The organism is Serratia sp. 3ACOL1 (assembly GCF_003668775.1).
GTDB lineage: Bacteria > Pseudomonadota > Gammaproteobacteria > Enterobacterales > Enterobacteriaceae > Chania > Chania fonticola.
Genome location: NZ_CP033055.1, coordinates 2,929,238 through 2,954,469 on the forward strand (window position 1 = coordinate 2,929,238; position 25,232 = coordinate 2,954,469).

Annotated in this window: 19 protein-coding genes; 16 read left to right on the forward strand and 3 right to left on the reverse strand. The window is 55.6% G+C overall.

The window, feature by feature from the left end; translation table 11 throughout:
* Window positions 1–142: 142 nt before the first annotated feature.
* The 4 genes from D9980_RS13160 to D9980_RS13175 are packed head-to-tail and all read left to right on the forward strand — an operon-like array spanning window position 143 to window position 9,081.
* The gene (locus tag D9980_RS13160) at window positions 143–1,405 is read left to right on the forward strand and encodes an MdtA/MuxA family multidrug efflux RND transporter periplasmic adaptor subunit (RefSeq protein WP_121609019.1); all 1,263 of its coding nucleotides are present in this window, start codon (window positions 143–145) and stop codon (window positions 1,403–1,405) included.
* Window positions 1,405–4,524, forward strand: coding sequence for an MdtB/MuxB family multidrug efflux RND transporter permease subunit (locus D9980_RS13165; protein ID WP_121607529.1), 3,120 nt, complete (start codon window positions 1,405–1,407; stop codon window positions 4,522–4,524). The genes D9980_RS13160 and D9980_RS13165 overlap by 1 nt, the downstream gene beginning before the upstream one ends.
* Window positions 4,521–7,601, forward strand: a complete 3,081-nt coding sequence (gene mdtC, locus D9980_RS13170) for a multidrug efflux RND transporter permease subunit MdtC (RefSeq protein WP_121607530.1) — start codon at window positions 4,521–4,523, stop codon at window positions 7,599–7,601. Before D9980_RS13165 ends, mdtC begins: the two co-directional genes overlap by 4 nt.
* Window positions 7,602–7,635: 34 nt before the next feature.
* The gene (locus D9980_RS13175) at window positions 7,636–9,081 is read left to right on the forward strand and encodes an MFS transporter (RefSeq protein WP_121607531.1); all 1,446 of its coding nucleotides are present in this window, start codon (window positions 7,636–7,638) and stop codon (window positions 9,079–9,081) included.
* A gap of 48 nt (window positions 9,082–9,129) precedes the next feature.
* Here D9980_RS13175 and D9980_RS13180 read toward each other — a convergent pair whose 3' ends face one another.
* Window positions 9,130–10,260 (reverse strand): RNA-guided endonuclease TnpB family protein, encoded by a 1,131-nt coding sequence (locus D9980_RS13180; RefSeq protein WP_121609020.1) that lies wholly within the window; start codon window positions 10,258–10,260, stop codon window positions 9,130–9,132.
* Between the two features lie 107 nt (window positions 10,261–10,367).
* Between D9980_RS13180 and baeS the strand changes: the two genes are divergently transcribed.
* Entirely contained in the window at window positions 10,368–11,738 is a 1,371-nt protein-coding gene (gene baeS, locus D9980_RS13185; protein ID WP_065686566.1) for a two-component system sensor histidine kinase BaeS, read from the forward strand.
* A gap of 12 nt (window positions 11,739–11,750) precedes the next feature.
* Window positions 11,751–12,467, forward strand: a complete 717-nt coding sequence (gene baeR / locus D9980_RS13190; protein WP_024486275.1) for a two-component system response regulator BaeR — start codon at window positions 11,751–11,753, stop codon at window positions 12,465–12,467.
* A 3-nt stretch (window positions 12,468–12,470) separates the two neighbouring features.
* On the opposite strand, the gene D9980_RS13195 is transcribed toward baeR, so the two are convergent.
* Entirely contained in the window at window positions 12,471–12,860 is a 390-nt protein-coding gene (locus D9980_RS13195; protein WP_121607532.1) for a type II toxin-antitoxin system VapC family toxin, read from the reverse strand.
* Window positions 12,861–12,863: 3 nt separating this feature from the next.
* Window positions 12,864–13,127, reverse strand: a complete 264-nt coding sequence (locus D9980_RS13200; protein WP_021178792.1) for an antitoxin — start codon at window positions 13,125–13,127, stop codon at window positions 12,864–12,866.
* A gap of 346 nt (window positions 13,128–13,473) precedes the next feature.
* On the opposite strand from D9980_RS13200, the gene D9980_RS13205 reads away from it, so the two are divergent.
* The 10 genes from D9980_RS13205 (at window position 13,474) to D9980_RS13250 (ending at window position 25,217) form a co-directional block, all read left to right on the forward strand.
* On the forward strand, window positions 13,474–13,812 hold the full coding sequence (locus tag D9980_RS13205; RefSeq protein WP_024486176.1) for a YegP family protein: 339 nt from the start codon (window positions 13,474–13,476) through the stop codon (window positions 13,810–13,812).
* Window positions 13,813–13,992: 180 nt separating this feature from the next.
* A complete protein-coding gene (yegQ, locus tag D9980_RS13210) occupies window positions 13,993–15,345 on the forward strand; it encodes a tRNA 5-hydroxyuridine modification protein YegQ (RefSeq protein ID WP_021178794.1) in 1,353 nt (450 codons plus the stop codon).
* A gap of 534 nt (window positions 15,346–15,879) precedes the next feature.
* Complete coding sequence (gene yegS, locus D9980_RS13215) at window positions 15,880–16,779, forward strand: lipid kinase YegS (RefSeq protein WP_121607533.1); 900 nt, start codon at window positions 15,880–15,882, stop codon at window positions 16,777–16,779.
* A gap of 283 nt (window positions 16,780–17,062) precedes the next feature.
* Entirely contained in the window at window positions 17,063–18,277 is a 1,215-nt protein-coding gene (manD, locus tag D9980_RS13220) for a D-mannonate dehydratase ManD (RefSeq protein ID WP_121607534.1), read from the forward strand.
* Window positions 18,278–18,291: 14 nt separating this feature from the next.
* Window positions 18,292–19,305, forward strand: coding sequence for a Zn-dependent oxidoreductase (locus tag D9980_RS13225; RefSeq protein WP_121607535.1), 1,014 nt, complete (start codon window positions 18,292–18,294; stop codon window positions 19,303–19,305).
* Window positions 19,306–19,412: 107 nt separating this feature from the next.
* On the forward strand, window positions 19,413–20,807 hold the full coding sequence (locus D9980_RS13230) for an MFS transporter (protein ID WP_202810682.1): 1,395 nt from the start codon (window positions 19,413–19,415) through the stop codon (window positions 20,805–20,807).
* Between the two features lie 68 nt (window positions 20,808–20,875).
* Window positions 20,876–22,336, forward strand: coding sequence for a mannitol dehydrogenase family protein (locus D9980_RS13235; RefSeq protein WP_121607536.1), 1,461 nt, complete (start codon window positions 20,876–20,878; stop codon window positions 22,334–22,336).
* Between the two features lie 101 nt (window positions 22,337–22,437).
* Entirely contained in the window at window positions 22,438–23,124 is a 687-nt protein-coding gene (locus D9980_RS13240) for a GntR family transcriptional regulator (RefSeq protein ID WP_024486183.1), read from the forward strand.
* A gap of 251 nt (window positions 23,125–23,375) precedes the next feature.
* A complete protein-coding gene (gene fbaB, locus D9980_RS13245; protein ID WP_021178801.1) occupies window positions 23,376–24,425 on the forward strand; it encodes a class I fructose-bisphosphate aldolase in 1,050 nt (349 codons plus the stop codon).
* 243 nt (window positions 24,426–24,668) lie between these two features.
* Complete coding sequence (locus D9980_RS13250; RefSeq protein ID WP_021807150.1) at window positions 24,669–25,217, forward strand: PTS glucitol/sorbitol transporter subunit IIC; 549 nt, start codon at window positions 24,669–24,671, stop codon at window positions 25,215–25,217.
* Window positions 25,218–25,232: the final 15 nt, after the last annotated feature.

Consider the following 25,232-nt stretch of genomic DNA (forward strand, 5'->3'; position numbering starts at 1 on the left):
CTCCGCCGACAAACCTGACGCTTCCTCCATATTTCCTTCATTTTTACACCGTGACGGCTCGCTAAACTAGTATCCTGTAAGGAGTATCACTTTTGGCAACTGATTGCCCGCACGACTGTCTCTGGAGAGAATGCCCAACGCCATGAATACAAAACCCAAACGCCGCTCACTGCTCTTGCGCCTGCTAGCCATAGTTATCGTGGTGCTTGCCGCCATTCTGATCTGGCGTCACTTTAGCGCGCCACAGGCTACCGATGCAGCGCCGGGTGCGCAGCAGGCAGGTTCAGGCCCAGCAGGAGCTGCAGGCAGAGCCGGTGGTAGACGAGGGGCTCCTATGTCTCCAGTACAGGCCGCCACCGCCACAGTGCAGAGCGTGCCGCGTTTCCTCTCAGGATTGGGCACCGCCACCGCGGCCAACACCGTGACCGTCACCAGCCGCGTCGATGGTCAATTGATGGCGATACACTTTACCGAAGGCCAACAGGTCAAGGCGGGAGACCTGCTGGTTGAGATCGACCCACGCCCTTACGAAGTGCAATTAACTCAGGCTCTGGGGCAGTTAGCCAAAGATCAGGCGACGTTGGCCAATGCCAAACGCGACCTCGCCCGTTACCAACAGTTGGCAAAAACCAACCTGGTATCGCGCCAGGAGCTGGATACCCAGGAGTCACTGGTTCGCCAGACCGAAGGGGCGATCAAGGCCGATCAAGGGGCGGTGGACAGCGCCAAACTGCAAATAACCTACAGCAAAATCACCGCACCTATAGATGGCCGCGTGGGCCTTAAGCTGGTTGACGTGGGCAATTACATCGCCAGCGGCAGCACTACCGGCATCGTGGTGATCACCCAAACGCATCCGATCGATGTGGTCTTCACCCTGCCGGAGAGCAATATCGCCGATCTGGTCAAAGCGCAGAAAGCTGGCCCGGTGAGCGTCGAAGCTTGGGACCGCACCAACCAGCAGTTGTTAACCACCGGTGAGCTATTGAGCCTGGATAACCAGATCGATACCGCGACGGGTACCATCAAACTGAAGGCTCGCTTCGACAATCTGGACGATGCGCTGTTCCCGAATCAGTTCGTTAACGCCCGGCTGAAGGTTGCCACCCTGCAAAATGCGGTGGTGATCCCTACTGCCGCACTGCAAATGGGCAACGAAGGCAACTTCGTCTGGCTGCTGAGCGCAGACAATAAGGTCAGCAAACATCGGGTTACCGCCGGTATTCAGGATAGTCAGCAGGTGGTCATTAGCGCCGGTGTCAATGCGGGCGACCGCGTCGTGACCGACGGCATCGACCGCCTGACCGAAGGTATGCAGGTTGAAGTGGTGGCGCCTCATAACGCGGCAGCCACCCCGAATGCAGAGCAACCGAAACACCGCGCTAAACCTCAGGGGAATTCCTGATGCAGTCGATGTCCCCCCATAGCGGCGGTGGGCCTTCCCGCCTGTTTATTCTTCGCCCGGTAGCCACCACGCTGTTTATGCTGGCTATCATGCTGGCCGGGATCATTGGCTATCGCTCGCTGCCGGTTTCCGCCCTACCGGAAGTGGATTACCCAACCATCCAGATCGTCACGCTCTATCCTGGTGCCAGTCCGGATGTGGTCACCTCGGCGATCACTGCGCCGTTGGAGCGCCAGTTTGGCCAGATGTCCGGCCTTAAGCAGATGGCCTCGCAAAGCTCCGGTGGCGCCTCGGTGATCACTCTGCAATTCCAGCTTGAACTGCCGCTGGACGTTGCCGAGCAGGAAGTGCAGGCGGCCATCAATGCCGCCACCAACCTGCTGCCCAGCGATCTGCCCTACCCGCCGATTTACAGCAAGGTTAACCCGGCCGATCCACCGATCCTGACGCTGGCCGTCACCTCAACCGCCATGCCGATGACCCAGGTAGAAGACATGGTGGAAACCCGGGTGGCGCAAAAGATTTCGCAGGTTAACGGGGTCGGTCTGGTCACCATTTCTGGCGGACAACGCCCGGCCGTGCGGGTGAAGCTCAATGCTACGGCGGTGGCCGCCTATGGGCTGGATAGCGAAACCATTCGCACCGCCATCAGTAACGCCAACGTCAATTCGGCCAAAGGTAGCCTGGATGGCCCGACGCGTTCGGTCACGCTCTCTGCCAACGATCAGATGAAAACCGCTGAAGATTACCGGCAACTGATTATCGCCTATCAGAACGGCGCGGCCATCCGCCTGCAAGATATCGCCACCATTGAGCAAGGCGCAGAGAACAACCGCCTGGCGGCATGGGCCAATAAAGAGCAGGCCATCGTGCTGAATATTCAGCGCCAGCCGGGTGCCAACGTCATCACCACCGCTGACAGTATTCGCGAAATGCTGCCAGAGCTGATCAAGAGCCTGCCAAAGTCGGTAGATGTGAAGGTGCTGACCGATCGCACCACCACTATCCGGGCCTCGGTCAGCGACGTACAGTTTGAGCTACTGCTGGCGATCGCCCTGGTCATCATGGTGATCTACGTCTTCCTGCGTAACGTTCCCGCCACTATTATTCCGAGCGTGGCGGTGCCGCTTTCCCTGGTAGGCACCTTTGCCGTCATGTATTTCCTCGACTTCTCCATCAACAACCTGACGCTGATGGCGCTGACCATCGCTACCGGCTTTGTGGTGGATGACGCCATCGTGGTGATCGAGAATATCTCGCGCTATATCGAAAAAGGTGAAAAACCGCTCGACGCGGCGCTGAAAGGGGCCGGGGAGATCGGCTTTACCATTATCTCGCTGACCTTCTCGCTGGTAGCAGTGCTGATCCCACTGCTGTTTATGGGGGATATCGTTGGCCGCCTGTTCCGTGAGTTTGCGGTGACGCTGGCAGTGGCGATCCTGATTTCCGCGCTGGTGTCGCTGACGCTAACGCCGATGATGTGCGCCCGAATGCTTAGCCACGAGTCGCTGCGTAAGCAAAACCGTTTCTCTCGTGCTTCCGAGCGCTTCTTTGACCGGGTGATCGCCCAATACGGCGTGTGGCTAAAAGTGGTGTTGAACCATCAGTGGCTGACGTTAGGCGTCGTCTTCGGCACTATGGCGCTGACCGTGTTGCTGTATCTGCTAATGCCGAAAGGCTTCTTCCCGGTACAGGATAACGGCATCATTCAGGGCACGCTGCAAGCGCCACAGAGCGTTTCATTCAGTAACATGGCCGAGCGCCAGCAGCAGGTTGCTGCCGAAATCCTCAAGGATCCGGCGGTAGAAAGCCTGACGTCCTTTGTCGGCGTGGACGGCAGCAACGCTACGCTCAACAGCGGCCGTTTGCAGATCAACCTTAAACCGCTGAGCGAACGGAGCGATCGCATCCCGGCGATCATTACCCGCCTGCAGCAACAGACGGCGCAGTTCCCCGGCTTGAAGCTGTATCTGCAACCGGTGCAGGATCTGACCATCGACACCCAGGTGAGCCGTACGCAGTACCAGTTCACCCTCCAGGCGATGTCACTGGATGAACTCAGCCTGTGGGTGCCGAAGTTGATGGCCGAATTGCAGCAGGCGCCGCAACTGGCCGAAGTGACCAGCAACTGGCAGGATCAGGGGCTGGTGGCCTATGTGAATGTCGATCGAGACTCGGCCTCGCGCCTTGGCATCACCATGAGCGATGTCGACAGCGCGCTGTATAACGCCTTCGGTCAGCGCCTGATCTCAACCATTTACACCCAGGCCAACCAATATCGGGTGGTGCTGGAGCATGATGTCTCCAGCACACCAGGGCTTTCTGCGTTAAACGATATCCGCCTGACCAGCAGCAACGGTACCATCGTGCCATTGAGCACCATCGCCAAGATAGAAGAGCGTTTCGGCCCGCTGTCGATCAACCATCTCGATCAATTCCCTTCGGCCACCGTGTCGTTTAACGTGGCCGGTAATTACTCGCTCGGGGAAGCGGTAGAGGCGATCACTCAGGCTGAGAAAGACCTCAATATGCCCAAAGACATCACCACACAGTTCCAGGGCGCCACGCTGGCATTTCAGGCTGCCCTTGGCAGCACGCTGTGGCTGATCCTGGCGGCGGTGGTCGCGATGTATATCGTGCTGGGCGTGCTGTATGAGAGCTTTATCCACCCGGTGACCATTCTTTCTACCCTACCCACCGCCGGTGTCGGAGCCCTGCTGGCGCTGATGCTCTCCGGGCATGAGCTGGATGTGATCGCCATTATCGGCATCATCTTGCTGATCGGCATCGTGAAAAAGAACGCCATCATGATGATCGACTTTGCATTGGCTGCCGAGCGTGAGCAAGGGATGACGCCGTACGACGCCATCTATCAGGCCTGCCTGCTGCGTTTTCGCCCGATCCTGATGACCACGCTGGCCGCGCTGCTGGGGGCATTGCCGCTGATGCTGAGTACCGGCGTCGGGGCCGAACTGCGCCGCCCGCTGGGCGTCTGTATGGTCGGTGGCCTGGTGATGAGCCAGATCCTGACGCTGTTCACCACGCCGGTGATTTACCTGCTGTTTGATAAATTGGCGCGCAATACCCATCGCCAGCCAGAACCGCAGGAGCTGCCGTGAAATTCTTCGCCCTGTTTATCTACCGGCCGGTTGCCACAACGCTGTTGACTCTGGCGATCACCATCGCCGGGGTGATTGGCTTCCGGCTGCTGCCGGTATCGCCGCTGCCGCAGGTGGATTTCCCCGTCATTCTGGTCAGCGCTTCGTTGCCTGGCGCCGATCCGGAAACCATGGCCTCCTCGGTGGCCACACCGCTGGAACGGGCCCTGGGCCGGATCGCCGGGGTGAATGAAATGACCTCGACAAGTTCACTTGGCAGCACCAGGGTGATCCTACAGTTCGATCTCGATCGCGATATCAACGGGGCTGCGCGTGACGTACAGGCCGCGATTAACGCCGCCCAAAGTCTGTTGCCTACCGGGATGCCAAGCCGCCCCACCTATCGCAAGATCAACCCGTCCGACGCGCCAATCATGATCCTGACGCTGACTTCGGATACCTACAACCAAGGGCAGCTGTATGACTTCGCGTCTACGCAGTTGGCGCAAAAAATTGCCCAGACGGAAGGCGTAGGCGATGTCTCGGTCGGCGGCAGTTCCTTACCTGCGGTACGCGTGGAGCTTAATCCCGGCGCCTTATTCAACCAGGGGATTTCACTGGATGCGGTAAGGCAAACCATCGCCAACGCCAACGTGCGCCGCCCGCAAGGCGCAGTGGATGACCCACAGCAGCGCTGGCAGGTCCAGGCTAACGACGAATTGAAAACCGCGGCGGCCTACCAACCGTTGGTTATTCACTATAATAACGGCGCGGCGGTACGGCTGAGCGACGTGGCCAACGTCATTGATTCGGTCCAGGACGTACGCAACGCCGGGATGACCAACGCCAAACCGGCCATCATTCTCACCATTAGCCGTGCTCCCGGTGCCAATATCATTCAAACCGTGGATCGTATCCGCGCCGAGTTGCCCGCGTTGCGGGAGAACATCCCCGCCTCGATCGAGCTGAGTATTGCTCAGGATCGCTCACCGACGATCCGTGCCTCGCTGGCCGAGGTGGAGCAATCTTTGGTAATAGCCATCGGGCTGGTGATCCTGGTGGTCTTCATCTTCCTGCGCTCTGGCCGCGCCACGCTGATCCCGGCAGTGGCCGTACCGGTTTCCCTGATCGGTTCCTTCGCCGCCATGTACCTGTGCGGCTTCAGCCTGAATAACCTGTCGCTGATGGCGCTCACCATCGCCACCGGTTTTGTGGTGGATGACGCCATCGTGGTGCTGGAAAACATTTCACGCCACGTCGAGGCCGGAATGAAACCGATCAAAGCCGCCCTGCAAGGGGTGCGTGAAGTCGGCTTCACCGTGCTTTCCATGAGCGTATCGCTGGTGGCGGTGTTTATTCCCTTGCTGTTTATGGCTGGTTTGCCAGGCAGGCTGTTCCGTGAATTTGCCGTGACGCTTTCGGTGTCGATCGGGCTTTCATTGCTGATTTCACTGACGCTGACGCCGATGATGTGTGCCTATCTGCTGCGCTACCAGCCACCGCGCGAACAGCGGCGTATTCGGGGTTTTGGCCGCATGTTGCTGGGTTTACAGCAGGGCTATGGCCGCTCGCTCAACTGGGTATTGGGCCATTCCCTCTGGGTCATGGCAGTGTTCCTGGCCACGATTGCCCTCAACGTCTGGCTGTATATCAGTATTCCAAAAACCTTCTTCCCCGAGCAGGATACCGGCCGCCTGATGGGCTTTATCCAAGCCGACCAGAGCATTTCGTTTCAGGCAATGCGCGGTAAGCTGCAAGAATTTATGAAGATCGTGCGGGAAGACAAGGATGTGGATAACGTCACCGGTTTCACCGGCGGTTCGCGCACCAACAGCGGCTCGATGTTTATCTCCCTCAAGCCGCTGTCGGAACGCACCGATGATGCCCAAAAGGTGATCGCTCGCCTGCGTGCCAAACTGGCGAAAGAACCGGGGGCTAGCCTGTTCTTGATGGCGGTGCAGGATATCCGCGTCGGTGGGCGGCAGGCCAACGCCAGCTATCAATACACGCTGTTGGCCGACGATCTTGGCGCACTGCGCGAATGGGAGCCAAAGATCCGCACCGCGCTGGCAGCCTTGCCGGAGCTGGCGGACGTCAACTCCGATCAGCAGGACAAAGGCTCGGAAATGGATCTGACCTACGATCGCGAAACCATGTCGCGGCTGGGCATTTCGGTCAACGACGCCAACAACCTGCTCAACAACGCCTTCGGACAGCGCCAGATTTCCACCATCTATCAGCCGCTGAACCAATACAAAGTGGTGATGGAGGTGGCACCTCCCTATACCCAGGACGTGAGCTCGCTGGACAAAATGTTTGTGATCAACAGCAGCGGCCAGCCGATCCCGCTGTCTTACTTTGCCCAATGGCGGCCAGCCAACGCACCGCTGGCGGTGAACCATCAGGGGCTGTCGGCAGCCTCCACCATCTCGTTCAACCTGCCGGACGGTGGCAGCCTGTCCGAGGCGACGGCAGCCATCGAACGGACCATGACGCAACTGGGAGTTCCCTCCACCGTGCGAGGTTCTTTTGCCGGTACCGCACAGGTGTTCCAGGAAACATTGCAATCACAGCTGTTCCTGATCGCGGCGGCCATCGCCACGGTGTATATCGTGCTGGGTATTTTGTATGAGAGCTATATCCATCCGCTGACCATACTATCCACGCTGCCTTCTGCCGGGGTCGGGGCGCTATTGGCACTGGAACTGTTTGACGCACCGTTTAGCCTGATTGCGCTAATCGGTATTATGCTGTTGATTGGTATCGTTAAAAAGAATGCCATCATGATGGTCGATTTTGCCCTGGATGCGCAACGCAACGGCGGGATCAGCGCCCGTGAGGCGATCTTCCAGGCCTGCTTACTGCGTTTTCGCCCCATCATGATGACGACGTTGGCGGCCCTGTTTGGCGCCTTACCACTGGTTCTGACCAGCGGCGATGGGGCGGAGCTGAGGCAGCCACTGGGGATCACCATTGCCGGGGGGCTGCTGATGAGCCAATTGTTGACGCTGTATACCACGCCGGTGATCTATCTGTACTTTGACCGCTTACAGATGAAGTTCCGTCGCGGTAAAAAACTGACGCCGCTGCCTCACTGATCGGCAGCAACGCGGGAGATAAAGGGCTTATGAGATGAGCATCAAACCCAGCGCCCCGCTAGGGTCCACCTCGGTGCGATGGCAGCTGTGGATCGTGGCTTTCGGCTTCTTCATGCAGACGCTGGATACCACCATCGTCAATACCGCGTTGCCCTCCATGGCGGCCAGTCTGGGGGAAAACCCGCTGCGCATGCAGTCGGTGATTGTCTCCTATGTGCTGACGGTCGCGGTGATGCTGCCCGCCAGCGGCTGGCTGGCGGATCGGGTAGGCGTCAAACGGGTGTTCTTCAGCGCCATCGTGCTGTTCACGCTCGGGTCGATCCTGTGCGCCCGTTCGGAAACCCTGAATGAGCTGGTGGCCTCCCGCGTGATACAGGGCATCGGCGGTGCGATGATGGTGCCGGTCGGCAGGCTGACGGTGATGAAAATCGTCCCGCGTGAACAGTATATGGCGGCAATGACCTTCGTCACCCTGCCCGGCCAGATCGGCCCGCTGATGGGGCCAGCATTGGGGGGCTTCCTGGTGCAATACGCCAGTTGGCACTGGATCTTCCAGATCAACATTCCCGTGGGTATCGCCGGGGCAATTGCCACCGCGCTGCTGATGCCCAATTACACCATGCAGACCCGGCGTTTCGATATCAGCGGCTTTATCATGTTGGCGATCGGCATGGCGACGCTGACGCTGGCGCTAGACGGGCATAAAGGCATGGGGCTTTCCTCTGCTACCATCGCCGGGCTGGTGGCAATGGGTTGCGCTTCGCTGGCTGGCTACTGGTTGCACGCCCGTGGTAACAGCCGCGCGCTGTTCTCACTGCGATTATTCAAGACAGAAACCTATCGCGTCGGCCTGACCGGTAGCCTGTTAGGGCGGATCGGCAGCGGTATGTTGCCCTTTATGACCCCGTTATTTCTCCAGGTGGGCATGGGCTTTTCCCCGTTCCACGCCGGGTTGATGATGATCCCGATGATCATCGGCAGCATGGGCATGAAGCGCATCGTGGTGCAGGTGGTTAACCGCTTCGGTTATCGTAATGTGCTGGTGGCCGCCACGCTGATGCTGGCGCTGGTCACCCTGAGTTTTCCGCTGGTGGCGATGCTGGGCTGGGTTTATCTGCTGCCGGTGGTCCTGTTCTTCCAGGGCATGGTTAACTCCCTGCGTTTTTCCGCCATGAATACCCTGACGCTGAAAGATCTGCCCGATCGGCTGGCCAGCAGCGGCAACAGCCTGCTATCGATGGTGATGCAGCTATCCATGAGCCTGGGCGTCAGCATTGCAGGGATCCTGATTGGCAGCTTCGCGCATCATCAGGTGGTGGCCGATAGCCCGGCTATCCACAACGCCTTTATTTACAGCTATGGCTGCATGGCGCTGATTATTGCCCTGCCGGCGCTGGCTTTCGCCCGCGTACCGACCGACATCGCCCCCAACCGTACGTTGACCAAAGAGCCGGGCACTGGCTCCACGAGGACACATTGACTGCTCCCCGCCCTAAAGGGCGAGGACTCCCACTTCACAGAGCCGAACCTAAGCCGCGTGCTGCGATTCAGGATTTACAGGCTCTCCGTGGGCTAACACTGCCAGCCCGGCAGCTTTGATATTACGCGCCGCGTTGATATCTCGATCATGCTCAGCTCCGCACTCAGGGCAGTGCCAGTGACGAACATCAAGTGGCATTTTTTCCATGGTGAAGCCGCAACAGCTACAGCGTTTTGACGACGGGAAAAACTGATCTATGGCAACAACAGAACGTCCAGACCATTTCGCCTTGTACTGTAGCTGCCGCACAAATTCACTCCATCCGGCATCGGATATCGCTTTCGACAGTTTGGGATTACGGAGCATGTTTTTCACTTTCAGGGATTCAACGCAAACAACTTGGTTCTCGTTTATCAGTTTGCGGGACAACTTATGCAGGCTGTCCATTCGGCAATCAGCAATTTTAGCGTGGAGCTTTGCGACTTTTAATCTTGCTTTAGCACGTTTCCTTGAACCTTTTTGCTTCTTGCTCAATCGGCGCTGTAACAACGCTAAACGTTTCGCGTACTTCGCCGTGTGGCGGGGATTGCCGGTTTTAAATCCGCTATCAGTGACGAACAAATCTTTTAAACCCATATCAATGCCCGTCATTTTTGCGGTAACAGGCAGTGATTTTGGTTCAAATTCGCACAAGCAGGACACGAAATATCGACCTGATGCGTCTTTGGAAATGGTGACGGTTGAAGGTGTCGAGGGGAGTTCACGACTCCAGCGAACATGGAGTGGCGTCGTGCTTTTAGCCATGTACAGCGTGCCGTTACGGTATTTAAAGGCACTCGCCGTAAATTCAGCAGATTGTTTGTGGTGTTTGCTTTTGAATGTTGGGTACCTGGCACGCCCCGCAAAGAAGTTAGAAAAGGCGGTCTGTTGGTGGCGAAGAGTCTGCTGTAACGGGACGCAGGAAACATCATTCAGCCAGGTAAATTCAGGCTCTTTTTTTAGGGCGGTTAGTCGGGCATTGGCCTGAATGTAGCCGATCTTCTCCTGTCGTTCGCGGTACGCATCAGTACGCCAGCGGAGAACTGAATTGTAGACAAAACGCACACAGCCGAAGGTGTGAGCTAAAAACTCAATCTGATCCTGTGTTGGATAAAACCGATATTTGTAGGCGCGTTTCATATGTACAAAATTACAGAAGTTATAGTGAAAAAACAAAAAGAAGTTAGCTTGAAAACTGCCTCCTTTCCTCCCCGGCCTAAAGGCCCAGGTTTCCCGGAGGCAATCTGATGAGAATTGGCATAACCGGCAAGCTGTTTATGGCGATCTTCGCCACCTGCATGTTGGTGTTGATCACCATGCACTGGGGCGTACGCGTCAGCTTTGAACGGGGTTTTATCGATTACATCAAGCACAGCAATGAACAACGCATCAGCATGCTCGGCGACGCGTTGGAAGATCAGTATCGCCGCCACGGCAACTGGGAATTTCTGCGTAACAACGATCAGGTGGTGTATCAGATCATGCGTTCGTTTGAGCAGAACAGCGACAGCAGCCACAATCTGCCCCCCAAGGGCTGGCGCACCCAATTCTGGGTGGTGGACAGCCAGTATAACCGGCTGGTGGGTCATTCCGGCCCGATCCCTAAAGAGAGCACCCGCCACCCGATCCACTACAACAATCAGATCGTCGGTTGGGTGGTAGCTACTCCGCCGGAAAAACTGACGCGCAATGCGGACATCAACTTCGATCGCCAACAGCGGCGCACCAGTTGGATGATCGTTGGGCTATCCACCTTGTTGGCGGCGGCAGTGACCTGGCTGATGTCGCGCGGCCTGCTGGCACCGGTCAAACGCCTGGTCGGTGGTACTCATCGGCTGGCGGCGGGTGATTTCAGCGCTCGGGTGGCGGTCAGCAGCCAGGATGAGCTGGGCCGGCTGGCGCAGGATTTCAACCAGCTTGCCACCTCGCTGGAAAAGAACGAACAGATGCGGCGGGCGTTAATGGCGGATGTTTCCCACGAGCTGCGTACCCCACTGGCGGTATTGCGTGGTGAGTTAGAGGCGCTGCAAGACGGCGTTCGCCAGCCCACACCGGCTTCGCTCAGTTCGCTACAGGCGGAAGTCTCAACCCTCACCAAATTGGTAGACGACCTGCACCAACTGTCACTCTCCGATCTCGGTGCCCTCGCCTACCGTAAATTGCCGGTAGATTGCGTGCACCTGGTGCAGATCGCAGTGGCGGCCTTCCGTGAGCGTTTTCATGCCAAGCAGTTGGAAATCGTCACCTACCTGCCGGAACAGATGCCACTGTTTGGCGATCCGGACCGACTGCTCCAGTTATTCAACAACCTGTTGGAAAACAGCCAACGCTATACCGATGCCGGTGGCCGGTTGGAGATTGGTATCGAACGCCTGCCGGGAACGGTGCGGATTTACTGGCAGGATAGTGCCCCGGGAGTGAACGACGAGCAGTTGGCTCTCATCTTCGAACGCTTTTATCGCACTGAAGGATCGCGTAACCGCGCTAGCGGCGGTTCGGGACTGGGGCTCTCCATCTGTCAGAACATTGTGGAGGCACATGGCGGCGAGATCCGTGCACAACACTCGCCTTTAGGCGGCGTGCGCATTACAGTAGATTTCCCCATCTCTGGTGAATAATAAGGTTGTTTGATGGAAAACCAAAATCAGTCACTACAGATCATGATTGTGGAAGATGAACCCAAGCTGGGCCAGTTGTTGGTAGATTACTTGCAGGCTGCTGGCTACGCCACCCGTTGGCTGAGCAACGGCAGCGAAGTGATCCCGGCGGTGCATGAGCAGCCACCGGCGCTTATTTTGTTGGATTTGATGCTGCCAGGCTGCGATGGCTTAACCGTTTGCCGTGAGCTACGGCGCTTTACCGACATCCCCGTCATCATGGTGACCGCCAAAATCGAAGAGATCGACCGCCTGCTGGGGCTGGAGATCGGGGCGGATGACTACATCTGCAAGCCTTACAGCCCTCGCGAAGTAGTTGCCAGGGTGAAAACCATCTTGCGTCGTTGCTATCGTCCACAGGAACATAGTGACGATGAGTCTCTGTTGCACATTGATGAGCCGCGCTTTCAAGCCAGCTATCAGGGCCATATCCTGGATCTGACACCGGCGGAATTCCGCCTGCTGAAAACCCTGGCCTGCCAGCCGGGCAATGTGTTTTCACGCGAACAACTGTTGAACAATCTGTATGACGATTACCGGGTGGTGACTGACCGCACCATCGATAGCCATATCAAGAACCTGCGCCGCAAGCTAGAGCTGATCGACGGTGACAAGGCGTTTATCCGCTCGGTCTACGGGGTGGGCTACCGCTGGGAAGCCGAACAGTGTCGGCTGGTCAATGGGCTGTGACGCTTACTGCGTCCAGTCTTCCACCTCAAGCTCCGCGACCATAGTGAAAGCTCGATCGCTGGTCACTATGGTTGCGCCACGGCTTACCGCATGTGCGGCAATAAGCTGATCCAACGCCCCCATCGGTCTGCCTTGTTTTTCCATACTTGCTCGCATGACACCATAGCAATGTGCCGCCGCAGAGTCCCAGGAGTAAACGGTGACGGCGTCCAGGAACATCATCACCGTCTGTTTTAGCGCCTTGTTCTGCCGCTTGGCGACGCCATAAAGCAGTTCCGCCTGGGTTATGCTGGAAATACACACCGACGATGGCGGTACCCGGCCCATAGCCGCAAGCAGCCGAGGATGCTGACGAAAAAGCTGGCTCACCGTGTTAGTGTCGAACATATACATGACTTACTGCTCCTCCTTGAACGGATCCCGTTCTGCTACCCCTTGCTGGCGATCGTCAGCAGTCAGGAAGTCAGCAGGAACCGCCACGTTTTGCAACATGGTCAGTAGCGGTTGCCAGGAGTCCAATTTCATTGGATGCTTCGACAAGATAACGTTACCCTGTTCATCCCGGCGAATATAAACCTGATCGACATCGAATTCGAATTCCACTGGCAATCTTACCGCCTGATTTCTACCGTTTTTAAAAAGCTTGGCGACTCTTTCCATATTGCACCTCCTCACACTGGCATAGGCCAAAGCATATGCCTATTTTGAGTGGATGCCAAGGCCAAGCTGCCTGTTTTTTGTTCGCATAAGGAATGCGGATATCAGCCACCCTATCCTCACAACGTAGCAAAATCATCTGCCGTCTAACGTTTTATGCCAACGATGCGAACCGTTACGCAATCGCCAATGTAACCAGGGCAACCTACCTCCAGCCCAATCTGGCCAAAAGCACAAAAAGCCACCCATTTCTGTGCACTGTTACGCATTACTTCACCGTTAAAAAAAACGCTTGCTGAGACATTAGCTACACTTATCTCACTTATTGGCACTAATCAGGAGCAGGACCATGGCAAGCGGACATTATGAGCTGACAAAATCGAGCAACGGGCAGTATCACTTCAACCTGAAGGCCAGCAATGGCGAGATCATTCTCTCCAGCGAGATGTATGCCAGCAAAGCCTCGGCGGAAAACGGGATTGCGTCCGTGCAAACCAATTCGCCTCATGAGGCGCAGTTTGAAGTGAAAATCAGCAGCAACAACAAACCCTATTTCGTGCTGAAAGCCAAAAACCATCAGGTGATTGGCACCAGCCAGATGTACAGCTCGGATAGCGCAGCGAAAAGCGGTATTCAGTCGGTGATCAAAAATGGCCCTACCACCGACGTGCGCGATTTAAGCGCATAAATCTCATCCGGCCTGCGCGCGGTATCCGCTACCGCGCGGTTTTTCTGATGATGAAGATCAATCTCCCTTGAAAATTTCCGGTTAATTGCTGATTTCTTGGCGGGCTGCCGCTACAATCCCCCGCTTTCACTGCGCCATTGGGTGGCGCGGTGCTGACCTGAAATCAGACCGAGAATCACTATGTTTACACCAGAACTCCTCTCCCCGGCGGGAACGCTGAAAAACATGCGTTACGCCTTTGCCTATGGGGCCGATGCGGTTTACGCTGGCCAGCCGCGTTACAGCCTGCGCGTACGTAATAACGAATTTAACCACGAGAACCTGCAGCTTGGGATTAACGAAGCCCATGCGCTAGGCAAAAGATTCTACGTGGTGGTTAACATCGCGCCACACAACGCCAAACTGAAAACCTTCCTGCGTGACCTGAAACCGGTGATCGACATGGGCCCGGACGCGCTGATCATGTCCGACCCCGGTTTGATCATGATGGTGCGCGAAGCCTTCCCGCAGATGGACATTCACCTCTCGGTGCAGGCTAACGCGGTCAACTGGGCAACGGTGAAGTTCTGGCAGCAGATGGGCTTGACGCGAGTGATCCTTTCCCGCGAACTGTCGCTGGATGAAGTGGCGGAAATCCGTAGCCAGGTGCCAGAGATGGAGCTGGAGATCTTCGTGCATGGCGCACTTTGCATGGCCTATTCCGGCCGCTGCCTGCTTTCCGGTTACATCAACAAACGCGATCCCAACCAAGGCACCTGCACCAATGCCTGCCGCTGGCAGTATAAGGCAGAAGAAGGCAAGGAAGACGATACCGGCAGCATCGTGCATCTGCATGAGCCTATCGCGGTGCAAAACGTTGAGCCGACGCTGGGCATTGGCGCGCCAACCGATAAAGTCTTTATGCTTTCCGAAGCGCAGAAACCCGGCGAGTACATGAGCGCGTTTGAGGACGAGCACGGCACCTACATCATGAACTCAAAAGATCTGCGAGCCATCCAGCACGTAGAGCGGCTCACCCAGTTGGGCGTACATTCGCTGAAAATTGAAGGCCGGACCAAGTCGTTTTATTACTGCGCCCGCACCGCGCAGGTTTATCGCCGTGCCATTGACGACGCCGTTGCCGGTAAACCCTTCGATCCTAGCCTGCTGACCACGCTGGAAGGCCTGGCTCATCGTGGCTATACAGAAGGTTTCCTGCGCCGCCATACGCACGATGCCCACCAGAACTATGATTACGGTTCCTCCATTTCCGAACTGCAGCAGTTTGTCGGGGAATTTACCGGGGTGCGCCGTAACGGCTGGGCGGAAGTGGATGTAAAAAATAAATTCCTGGTTGGTGACAGCGTCGAGATGATGACGCCAGGGGGTAACGTGTTGTTTACCCTGGAAAGCCTGCAAAACAAGAAAGGCGAGACGATCGATGTCGCTCCGGGCAACGGCCATATCGTTTATTTGCCGATCCCCGAGGATATCGACCTAAATTATGCGTTGTTGATCCGCAATTTGCCGCAGGACGATAGCCAGAACGGTTAAGATGTTTATCGCCACCCACCTGGGTGGCAATTTTTGGCAAATATTAGAATCAGATCACATCAATTAGCGCGCGGCTTGGTTATTATCAGGCTGCTTAAAACTAATAACGAAAATATTTGCATAGCAATACTAGGAACCACCTCCTTAGCCAGCCCAATCTCCCTTGGGTTGGCCTTTTCTTTTTTATCCCCTTTAATTTCAATCAGCTGAAAATTTCATTGGCATTTTTAGGATATTTCTTGCATTACGCCAAGCGGCTTATCATTTCCCTTGCAATATATAAATTATTCTATAGCGATTAATAAGGTCGTTAATACCAACGCTTAACTCGCGTGAGAGAAAGGTATTACCCCCATTGGGCATTGACTATATAAATACCCTGTAGCAGCCAAACTCGGCATTACCTGAATATTCTTATGGCCCGCCACTGGCTTGTGGTTTATCGTTAACGACTTGGGTTAGGGGTTTAGCTACATGGAAACCCATCTGGCCACCCTTTGACAGCCGATTCGTTTTTCGCCACAAGGATCAGGAATGCACCAATATGCACCAGCACTGCTTATCATCAATGGTAAAAGCTCCGGCAACGAGGAAGTTCGCGCAGCGGTGAACCAGCTGCGTAATGAGGGCCAGACCCTGCATGTCCGCGTCACCTGGGAACTGGGGGATGCCGCTCGTTACGTCAAAGAGGCTAGCCAACTGAGGGTTGAAACCGTGATCGCCGGTGGTGGCGACGGTACCATCAACGAAGTCGCTGCCGCACTGGCACAACTGCCCTCAGAGTTTCGGCCAATACTCGGCATACTGCCGCTGGGTACCGCCAACGACTTTGCTACCGCCTGCTCTATTCCTCTACAGCCAGATTTGGCCTTGCAGTTAGCCATCAAGGGCCGAGCGGTACCGATCGATCTGGCCAAGGTCAATGACGAACGCTATTTCATCAATATGGCGACCGGCGGCTTTGGCACCCGCATCACCACCGAAACCCCGGAAAAACTGAAGGCGGCGCTGGGGGGCGTTTCTTATTTCATCCATGGGTTGCTGCGCCTGGATGCCCTGAAAGCCGACAGTTGCGAGATCCGCGGGCCAGATTTCCATTGGACCGGAGAAGCGCTGGTGATTGGTATCGGCAACGGTAGGCAGGCCGGGGGTGGGCAGAAACTTTGCCCTGGCGCGCTGATTAACGATGGTTTATTGCAGGTGCGCCTGCTCACTGCCGAAGAGTTGCTGCCTACGCTGGTCAATATCTTGTTTAGCGGTGAGGAAAACAGCAACGTAGTCGATGCCTCGTTGCCATGGTTGGAAATCACCGCGCCGCATGAAATCACCTTTAACCTTGATGGCGAACCGCTGAAAGGTCGTGATTTCCGCATTGAGGTGCTGCCTAATGCTATCGAGTGCCGCTTACCGCCAAATTGCGATCTGCTGGAATAAACGCGGTTTCCTCACGTAGGGGCGCTGCATGCTGCGCCCGTTAAAATAATCGATTAGTTAGCTCAGAACGCGCAGGCTTTAACCCTGTTTAGCCCCCACTCCTGAACACGCCTGCGAACTAACATCCCTCCTTTTACCTCAAGATAAAACCGCCAGCCCATGTCTGCGATCCACCAATAAATGTGATCTTCAGCGGCAATTCTCACAAATCATACTTGTATGGTAGTTAGTTCAAGGTTAATTTCCGCTCATACGTTATCAGCAACAACAGGATGTGGAAGTCATGAAAATTGTTAAAGCCGAGGTGTTTGTCACCTGCCCGGGGAGAAATTTCGTCACCCTGAAGATCACTACCGACTGTGGACTAACCGGGATCGGCGATGCGACCCTGAACGGCCGTGAACTGCCGGTCGCGTCTTATCTGGAAGATCACGTCTGCCCGCAGTTGATCGGCCGCGATGCTCATCAAATTGAAGATATCTGGCAGTACTTCTACAAAGGTGCTTACTGGCGCCGTGGCCCGGTGACTATGTCGGCAATCTCTGCTGTGGATATGGCATTGTGGGATATCAAAGCCAAAGCGGCCAATATGCCGCTGTACCAGTTGTTGGGTGGCGCTTCACGTACCGGCGTCATGGTGTACTGCCACACCACCGGCCACTCGATTGACGAAGTGCTGGACGATTATGCCAAGCACAAGGAGTTGGGCTTCAAGGCAATCCGCGCACAATGCGGCGTACCAGGAATGAAAACCACCTACGGTATGGCCAAGGGTAAAGGCCTGGCGTATGAGCCTGCGACCAAAGGTAACTGGCCGGAAGAGCAGCTATGGTCAACCGAGAAATACCTCGACTTCACCCCTAAACTGTTTGAAGCCGTACGTGACAAATTCGGTTTTGACGAACATCTGCTGCACGACATGCATCACCGCCTGACGCCAATCGAAGCGGCCCGCTTTGGCAAAAGCGTTGAGCAATATCGCCTGTTCTGGATGGAAGACCCTACCCCGGCCGAAAACCAGGAGTGCTTCCGCCTGATCCGCCAACATACCGTGACCCCGATTGCGGTCGGTGAGGTGTTCAACAGCATCTGGGATTGCAAACAGCTGATTGAAGAGCAGCTGATCGATTACATCCGTACCACCATCACCCACGCCGGGGGCATCACCGGCATGCGCCGTATCGCCGATTTTGCTTCGCTGTATCAGGTGCGTACCGGCTCACACGGCCCTTCCGATCTTTCACCAATCTGCATGGCGGCGGCGTTGCACTTTGACCTGTGGGTGCCGAACTTCGGCGTGCAGGAATATATGGGCTACTCCGAACAGATGCTCGAAGTGTTCCCACATAACTGGACGTTCGACAACGGCTACATGCATCCGGGTGAAAAACCAGGGTTGGGCATCGAGTTTGACGAAAAACTGGCTGCCAAATATCCCTACGATCCTGCCTACCTGCCGGTAGCGCGCCTGGAAGACGGCACCCTGTGGAACTGGTAAACCGAGGAATTTCTATGAAAAGCATTACTGTTCAACAGCCAGGGCAATTGGTGATTGAAGAACGCCCGTTGCCATCGCCGCAGCAAGGTGAAGTCCGGATCCGTGTGGCTAGCGCCGGGATCTGCGGTTCCGACGTGCATATCTATCGGGGCCATAATCCGTTTGCCAAATACCCGCGCGTGATCGGCCATGAGTTCTTTGGCCATATCGACGCTATCGGCGAAGGTGTCGCCCCGTCCCGCATCGGAGAACGCGTAGTGGGCGATCCGGTTGTCAGTTGCGGCCATTGCTATCCCTGCTCGGTGGGCAGGCCAAACGTCTGCACAGAACTGCAGGTCATTGGCGTGCACCGTGACGGCGGATTCAGCGAATATGTGACGCTACCGGCCAAAAATGCCCATCTAGTTCCGGACAGCATTCCAGACAACGAAGCCACGATGGTCGAACCCTTCACCATTGCCGCCAATATCTGTAGCCAACTGCAACCTGGCCCGTTAGATGTGGCGTTGGTGTATGGTGCCGGGCCGATGGGCCTCACCTCTATTCAGGCGCTGCGCGGCGTTTACGGCGTTAAACAGATTGTGGTGGCTGACCGTATCGATGAGCGCCTGGCGATGGCCACTGCCAACGGTGCAGATGTGGTGATCAACAACAGCCAGCTTGATTTGGCCAGCGAGTTACAAAAACTCGGCATCCGGCCAACGCTGATCATTGATGCAGCCTGCCACCCGGCCATTCTGCCAGAGGCAATCGGCTTGGCTTCTCCCGCTGCACGCATTGGCATTATGGGCTTCTCTGCCGAACCCTGCGTGATCAGCCAGCAGGCCATTACCAGCAAAGAGATCTCGATTTACAGCTCACGCCTCAACAGCAACCGCTTCCCGCAGGTGATTGCCTGGATGACGCAACGCCAGATCCAACCAGAGAAGTTGATCACCCATCAGTTCAAGTTTACGCAAGTGCTTGAGGCGATGGAGATCTTCGAAAAAGACCAAAAGCAGTGCTGTAAGGTTTTACTGAAATTCTGACCTGACCACTTTCCAGCTACGGCCTGCTGTAGCTGGAAAGAAACAGGGGCTTCTGAACCTCATCTTTGCCGTCCTTACAACAACAATTTGCAGAGAACAGAACAATGATGAACGCAAAAATTGACAACACTCAGCCGGAAAGAAGTACCTCGGACCTGATCAAGGCGGCCGTTTCTGGCTGGCTTGGTACCGCACTGGAATTTATGGATTTTCAGCTTTATTCGCTAGGTGCAGCATTAGTCTTCCATGAAATATTTTTCCCGGAACAGTCCGCCGCCATGGCATTAATCTTGGCGATGGGAACCTACGGCGCGGGTTATATCGCCCGTATCGCGGGTGCCTTCTTCTTTGGCCGCATGGGGGACACCATCGGGCGTAAAAGGGTGCTGTTTATTACCATTACCATGATGGGGATCTGCACCACCTTAATCGGTGTGCTGCCAACCTATGCGCAAATCGGTATTTTCGCCCCTCTGTTACTGGTGTTACTGCGTATTATTCAAGGGCTGGGCGCCGGTGCGGAAATTTCCGGAGCAGGAACCATGCTGGCGGAATATGCGCCTAAAGGTAAACGTGGGATTATCTCCTCACTGGTGGCCATGGGCACCAATTGCGGCACGCTGTCGGCAACCGCCATCTGGGCCGTCATGTTCTTCTTCCTGTCTAAAGAAGAGCTGCTGGCCTGGGGCTGGCGCGTACCTTTCCTGGCCAGCGTGGTCGTTATGCTGTTCGCCATCTGGCTGCGTATGAACCTGAAAGAAAGCCCGGTGTTTGAAAAGGTTAACGACGACAGCACCACCGCAACACCGGCTAACGCCGTGGCTGACAATACCCATTCGCTGTCGGCAATGTTCAGCAGCAAATCCTTCTGGCTGGCTACCGGGCTGCGTTTCGGTCAGGCAGGCAACTCCGGTCTGATCCAGACCTTCCTGGCCGGTTATCTGGTGCAAACCCTGCTGTTTGAGAAGGCTATCCCAACCGACGCCTTGATGATCAGCTCCGCCATCGGCTTTATTACCATCCCGTTCCTTGGTTGGCTCTCCGACAAGATCGGCCGCCGCGTACCTTATATCCTGGTCAATATCTCCGCCATCATTCTGGCTTACCCAATGATTTCGATGATTGTGGACAAGACCAATGAGGTGAACGTGATTATGGCCTCGATCATTATTATCCATAACGTCGCGGTGCTGGGCCTGTTTGCGCTGGAAAACATCACCATGGCGGAAATGTTTGGTTCACGTAACCGCTTTACCCGCATGGCGATCTCCAAAGAGGCCGGTGGTTTGGTGGCGGTCGGCTTCGGCCCGGTATTAGCCGGTATCTTCTGCAATATGACCGACTCCTGGTGGCCAATCGCCGTCATGATGATCCTGTACTCCGTTATCGGCTTGCTGGCAGCGATATTGATGCCAGAAGTCAGAGATCGCGACCTGAGCCTGGCGGAAGATGCCGCGGAAAGCCCAGCGCTCCCGATAGCCCAACGCGTCAGCAGTCATTAATCCCCCTTCAATTCTCTGCCGCAGAGAGCGTTCTGCGGCTATCAAACCATCATACAGTGAGTTTTAACATGGATACCAAGCTGTTAGCGGCCAACGCCATTGTTCCGCAGTACGATCGTAGCAAACTGGTTCCACGCCTGGTTCATTTGGGCTTTGGTGCCTTTCATCGCGCCCACCAGGCGGTATACGCCGATATCCTGGCACAGGAGCACGGCAGCGACTGGGGTTACTGCGAAATCAACCTGATCGGCGGCGAGCAACAAATCGCCGATCTCAAACAGCAAGATATGCTCTACAGCGTGGCAGAGATGTCAGCCGATGCCTGGCAATGCCGGGTGGTGGGTGTAGTAAAACAGGCGCTGCATGCGCAGGTCGACGGGCTGGACGCCGTTTTCCAGGCCCTGGCCCAGCCCGAAGTGGCGATTGTGTCCATGACCATCACCGAGAAAGGCTACTGTCATTCCCCCGCCACCGGCCAGTTGCAGCTTGATCATCCGCTAATTGTGCGGGATCTGGCTAATCCGCATCAGCCGCAGAGCGCCGTTGGGGTCATCGTCGCAGCCTTGGCGCAGCGTAAAGCGGCCGGGCAACCTGCGTTCAGCGTAATGTCTTGCGACAATATGCCGGAAAATGGCCATGTAACCCGTAACGTGATCACCACCTATGCCAAAGCGCTCGATCCGGCGTTGGCAACGTGGATCGAAACCTACGTCACCTTCCCTTCGACCATGGTCGATCGCATCGTGCCTGCTGTGACGCCAGACACCCTGGCCTTGGTCGCACAGCAAACCGGCGTGCAGGATCCAGCAGCAGTGGCCTGCGAGCCGTTCCGCCAATGGGTGATTGAGGACAATTTTGTTGCGGGCCGCCCGGCATGGGAACAAGCCGGTGCCGAACTGGTCAGCGATGTCTTGCCGTTCGAAGAGATGAAGCTGCGTATGCTGAACGGTAGCCACTCGTTCCTGGCCTATCTGGGTTATCTAGCCGGTTACCCACACATCAGCGACTGTATGCAGGATGAGCATTACGTCAAGGCCGCCCGCCATCTGATGCTGGCTGAGCAGGCTCCAACACTGAACACCCCGGGCACCGATCTGGAGAAATACGCCGATTCCCTGCTGGCACGCTATCGCAATACGGCGTTGAAGCACCGCACCTGGCAGATCGCCATGGACGGCACGCAAAAGCTGCCGCAGCGCATGCTGGATTCGGTGCGCTGGCACCTGGCCAACGGCCGTGATTTTGACTGTCTGGCGCTAGGCGTAGCGGGCTGGATGCGTTACGTCGGCGGTAAGGACGAACAGGGTCAACCGATCGACATCAGCGATCCCTTGCGTGAGGAAATTGCCCGGCGCGTCGCCAACAGTGCTGAAGGTGAGCCTCGCGTGATGGCGTTACTGCAAATGACCTCGGTGTTCGGACGCGACCTGCCGGATAACCAACGCTTCGTCAATGCCGTGACCAATGCTTATCTGGCACTGTTGGCGCGGGGAGCTAAAGCAACGGTGGCAAGGGTGCTGGCGCGTTAATAGAAAAGCCTAGAATGCGGGTGGATTTATCCGCCCTCTTTCACAGGTTAATCTGCTAGTATGGTGGCATTCACTACTACTTTCATATATTGATTGTCGCCATGTCAGAATCGTACGTCCTCACGAATAATGTCCCGGTCAATCAGCAGATCTATCGTTTCCTGCGCAAAGATATTGTCGATTGCACCATCCCACCGGGCACGTTGCTTTCCGAGAAAGAGATCTCCACCCGTTTCAGCGTCTCACGCCAACCGGTGCGCGAAGCCTTTATCAAACTGGCTGAAGCCGGGTTGGTGCAGATCTTGCCGCAGCGCGGTACCTTCGTGATGAAAATTTCCGCCAAACGAGTGGCCGACGGGCGCTTTATCCGTCAGGCGGTGGAATGTGCCATCGTGCGGCGCGTTGCCACCAGCATCACCCCCGAGCAGTTGATGACGCTGGAGCATAACCTGCATCGCCAGGAGCTGGCGGCACAGAATAATCAGATCCGTGAGTTTTTGGCGCTGGACGACGAATTCCACCATCTGCTGACGCAAATGGCCAACTGTGCCCTGGCGTGGGAAACCATCGAGACCATCAAAGCGACGATGGACCGGGTGCGCTTCCTCAGCCTGAGCGAAGTGTCACCGCCGGAGAATCTGATCCACCAGCATTACCGTATTTTTGAGGCACTGAAAGCCCAGGATCCGGATGCGGCGGAGCGGGCTATTCATGAGCATTTGCAGGAAATGATCTATTCGATCACCCCGATTGCCCTGCAAAACACCGACTGGTTTGAAGCCGAGTAACCCCGCTGATTATCTAAACAAGTGCCACGTACAACCAAGCGGGCGCAGCATGCGGCGCCCCTACTCCGCGATCTGATTACTGAATGTTGTCTCGTTTAAATGGCATTTATTCTCAATCGCATCTATTGTCTCTTCGCATCATCAGGTTTTGATTAGTATCTTTTGCATAGCTTCAATCACCGCTTTTGACTACGCCGGTGGCCAAATACCCAGACTTACCGGTGTATAGGAAGCTTTAACGGGAGTGAATCATGACAGATATTGCACAATTGTTAGGTAAGGAAGCGGAAGACCTTTTGCAACACCGCTGCACCACCATCCCTGCGGAAAATCTGTACCTGCCCGGTGGCGACTTTGTTGATCGGGTGATGATCGACAACAACCGCCCAAACAGCGTGCTGCGCTCAATGCAAACCTTGCTCAACCATGGCCGCCTGGCGGGCACCGGTTATCTATCTATCCTGCCGGTCGATCAGGGCGTGGAGCACTCTGCCGGGGCCTCATTTGCCGCCAACCCGCTCTATTTTGATCCAAAAAACATCGTTGAACTGGCGATCGAAGCCGGATGTAACTGCGTGGCATCCACTTACGGCGTGCTGGCTTCGGTCTCCCGCCGCTACGCCCACAAGATCCCGTTCCTGGTCAAACTGAACCACAACGAAACCCTGAGTTACCCAACGCAATACGACCAGACCCTGTATGCCAGCGTTGAGCAGGCGTTCAACATGGGGGCGGTGGCGGTTGGTGCAACCATTTACTTCGGTTCAGAGCAATCACGCCGCCAGATTGAAGAAATCTCGATCGCCTTTGAGCGCGCTCACGAACTGGGTATGGTGACCGTATTGTGGGCCTATCTACGTAACCCTGCGTTCAATAAGGATGGTGTCGATTATCATTCCAGCGCCGATCTGACCGGCCAAGCCAACCATATCGCGGCCACCATCGGTGCCGATATCGTTAAACAGAAAATGGCCGAGAACAACGGCGGCTACCGTGCGGTGAAATTCGGTTATACCGACGATCGCGTCTATGACAAGCTGACCACCGATCACCCGATCGATCTGGTGCGCTACCAGTTGGCAAACTGCTACATGGGCCGTGCCGGTTTAATCAACTCTGGCGGCGCGGCAGGGGAAAACGACCTGCAAGAGTCAGTGCGTACCGCCGTGATCAACAAGCGGGCTGGCGGGATGGGCCTGATCCTGGGGCGTAAAGCGTTCAAGAAATCGATGAAGGATGGCATCGCCCTGATCAATGCCGTGCAGGACACCTATCTCGACAACAGCGTCACCATCGCTTAATCGTTATTTATCAAATCATTAGTCTTCAAGGCTCAGCTCTGCTGGGCCTTTTTCATGTCCTAACTCCCCTCTCCCTTCATCAATGATTGTTTTTCTTTCAACTTAATCTTTCACAATAAAATATTTATCTTTCAAAGTGTGATCCATTTAAAACAAAAGCCGAACCAAAGTGGTTACTGTATGACCCATGGCGACAGAGCCGCACTTCGCTCCAGGCCATAGCATCCATCACAGGAGAAAAAAATGATTGAGCTAATAACCCACGGAGCCGAATGGTTTATCGGCCTGTTCCAAAAAGGCGGGGAAGTGTTTGTCGGTATGGTGACCGGCATTTTACCGTTGTTGATCAGCCTGTTAGTTATCATGAACGCGTTGATCAACTTTGTTGGCCAGGAACGTATCGAACGTTTGGCACAGCGCTGTGCCGGTAACCCGGTTTCACGCTACCTGCTACTCCCCCTGATCGGCACCTTTGTGTTTTGTAATCCGATGACGTTGAGTCTCGGACGTTTTATGCCAGAGAAATATAAACCCAGTTATTACGCCGCAGCCTCCTACAGTTGCCACTCCATGAACGGCCTGTTCCCTCATATCAACCCTGGTGAACTGTTCGTTTACCTCGGAATTGCCAGCGGTTTGACCACGCTTGGCCTGCCGTTGGCTCCTCTGGCAGTGAGTTACTTCCTGGTTGGACTGTTCACTAACTTCTTCCGCGGTTGGATCACCGATCTCACCACCAGCATATTTGAACGCAAGATGGGCATCCAACTGGATCGCCAGGTTCAACTTTAATTTGTGGAGCGCAGC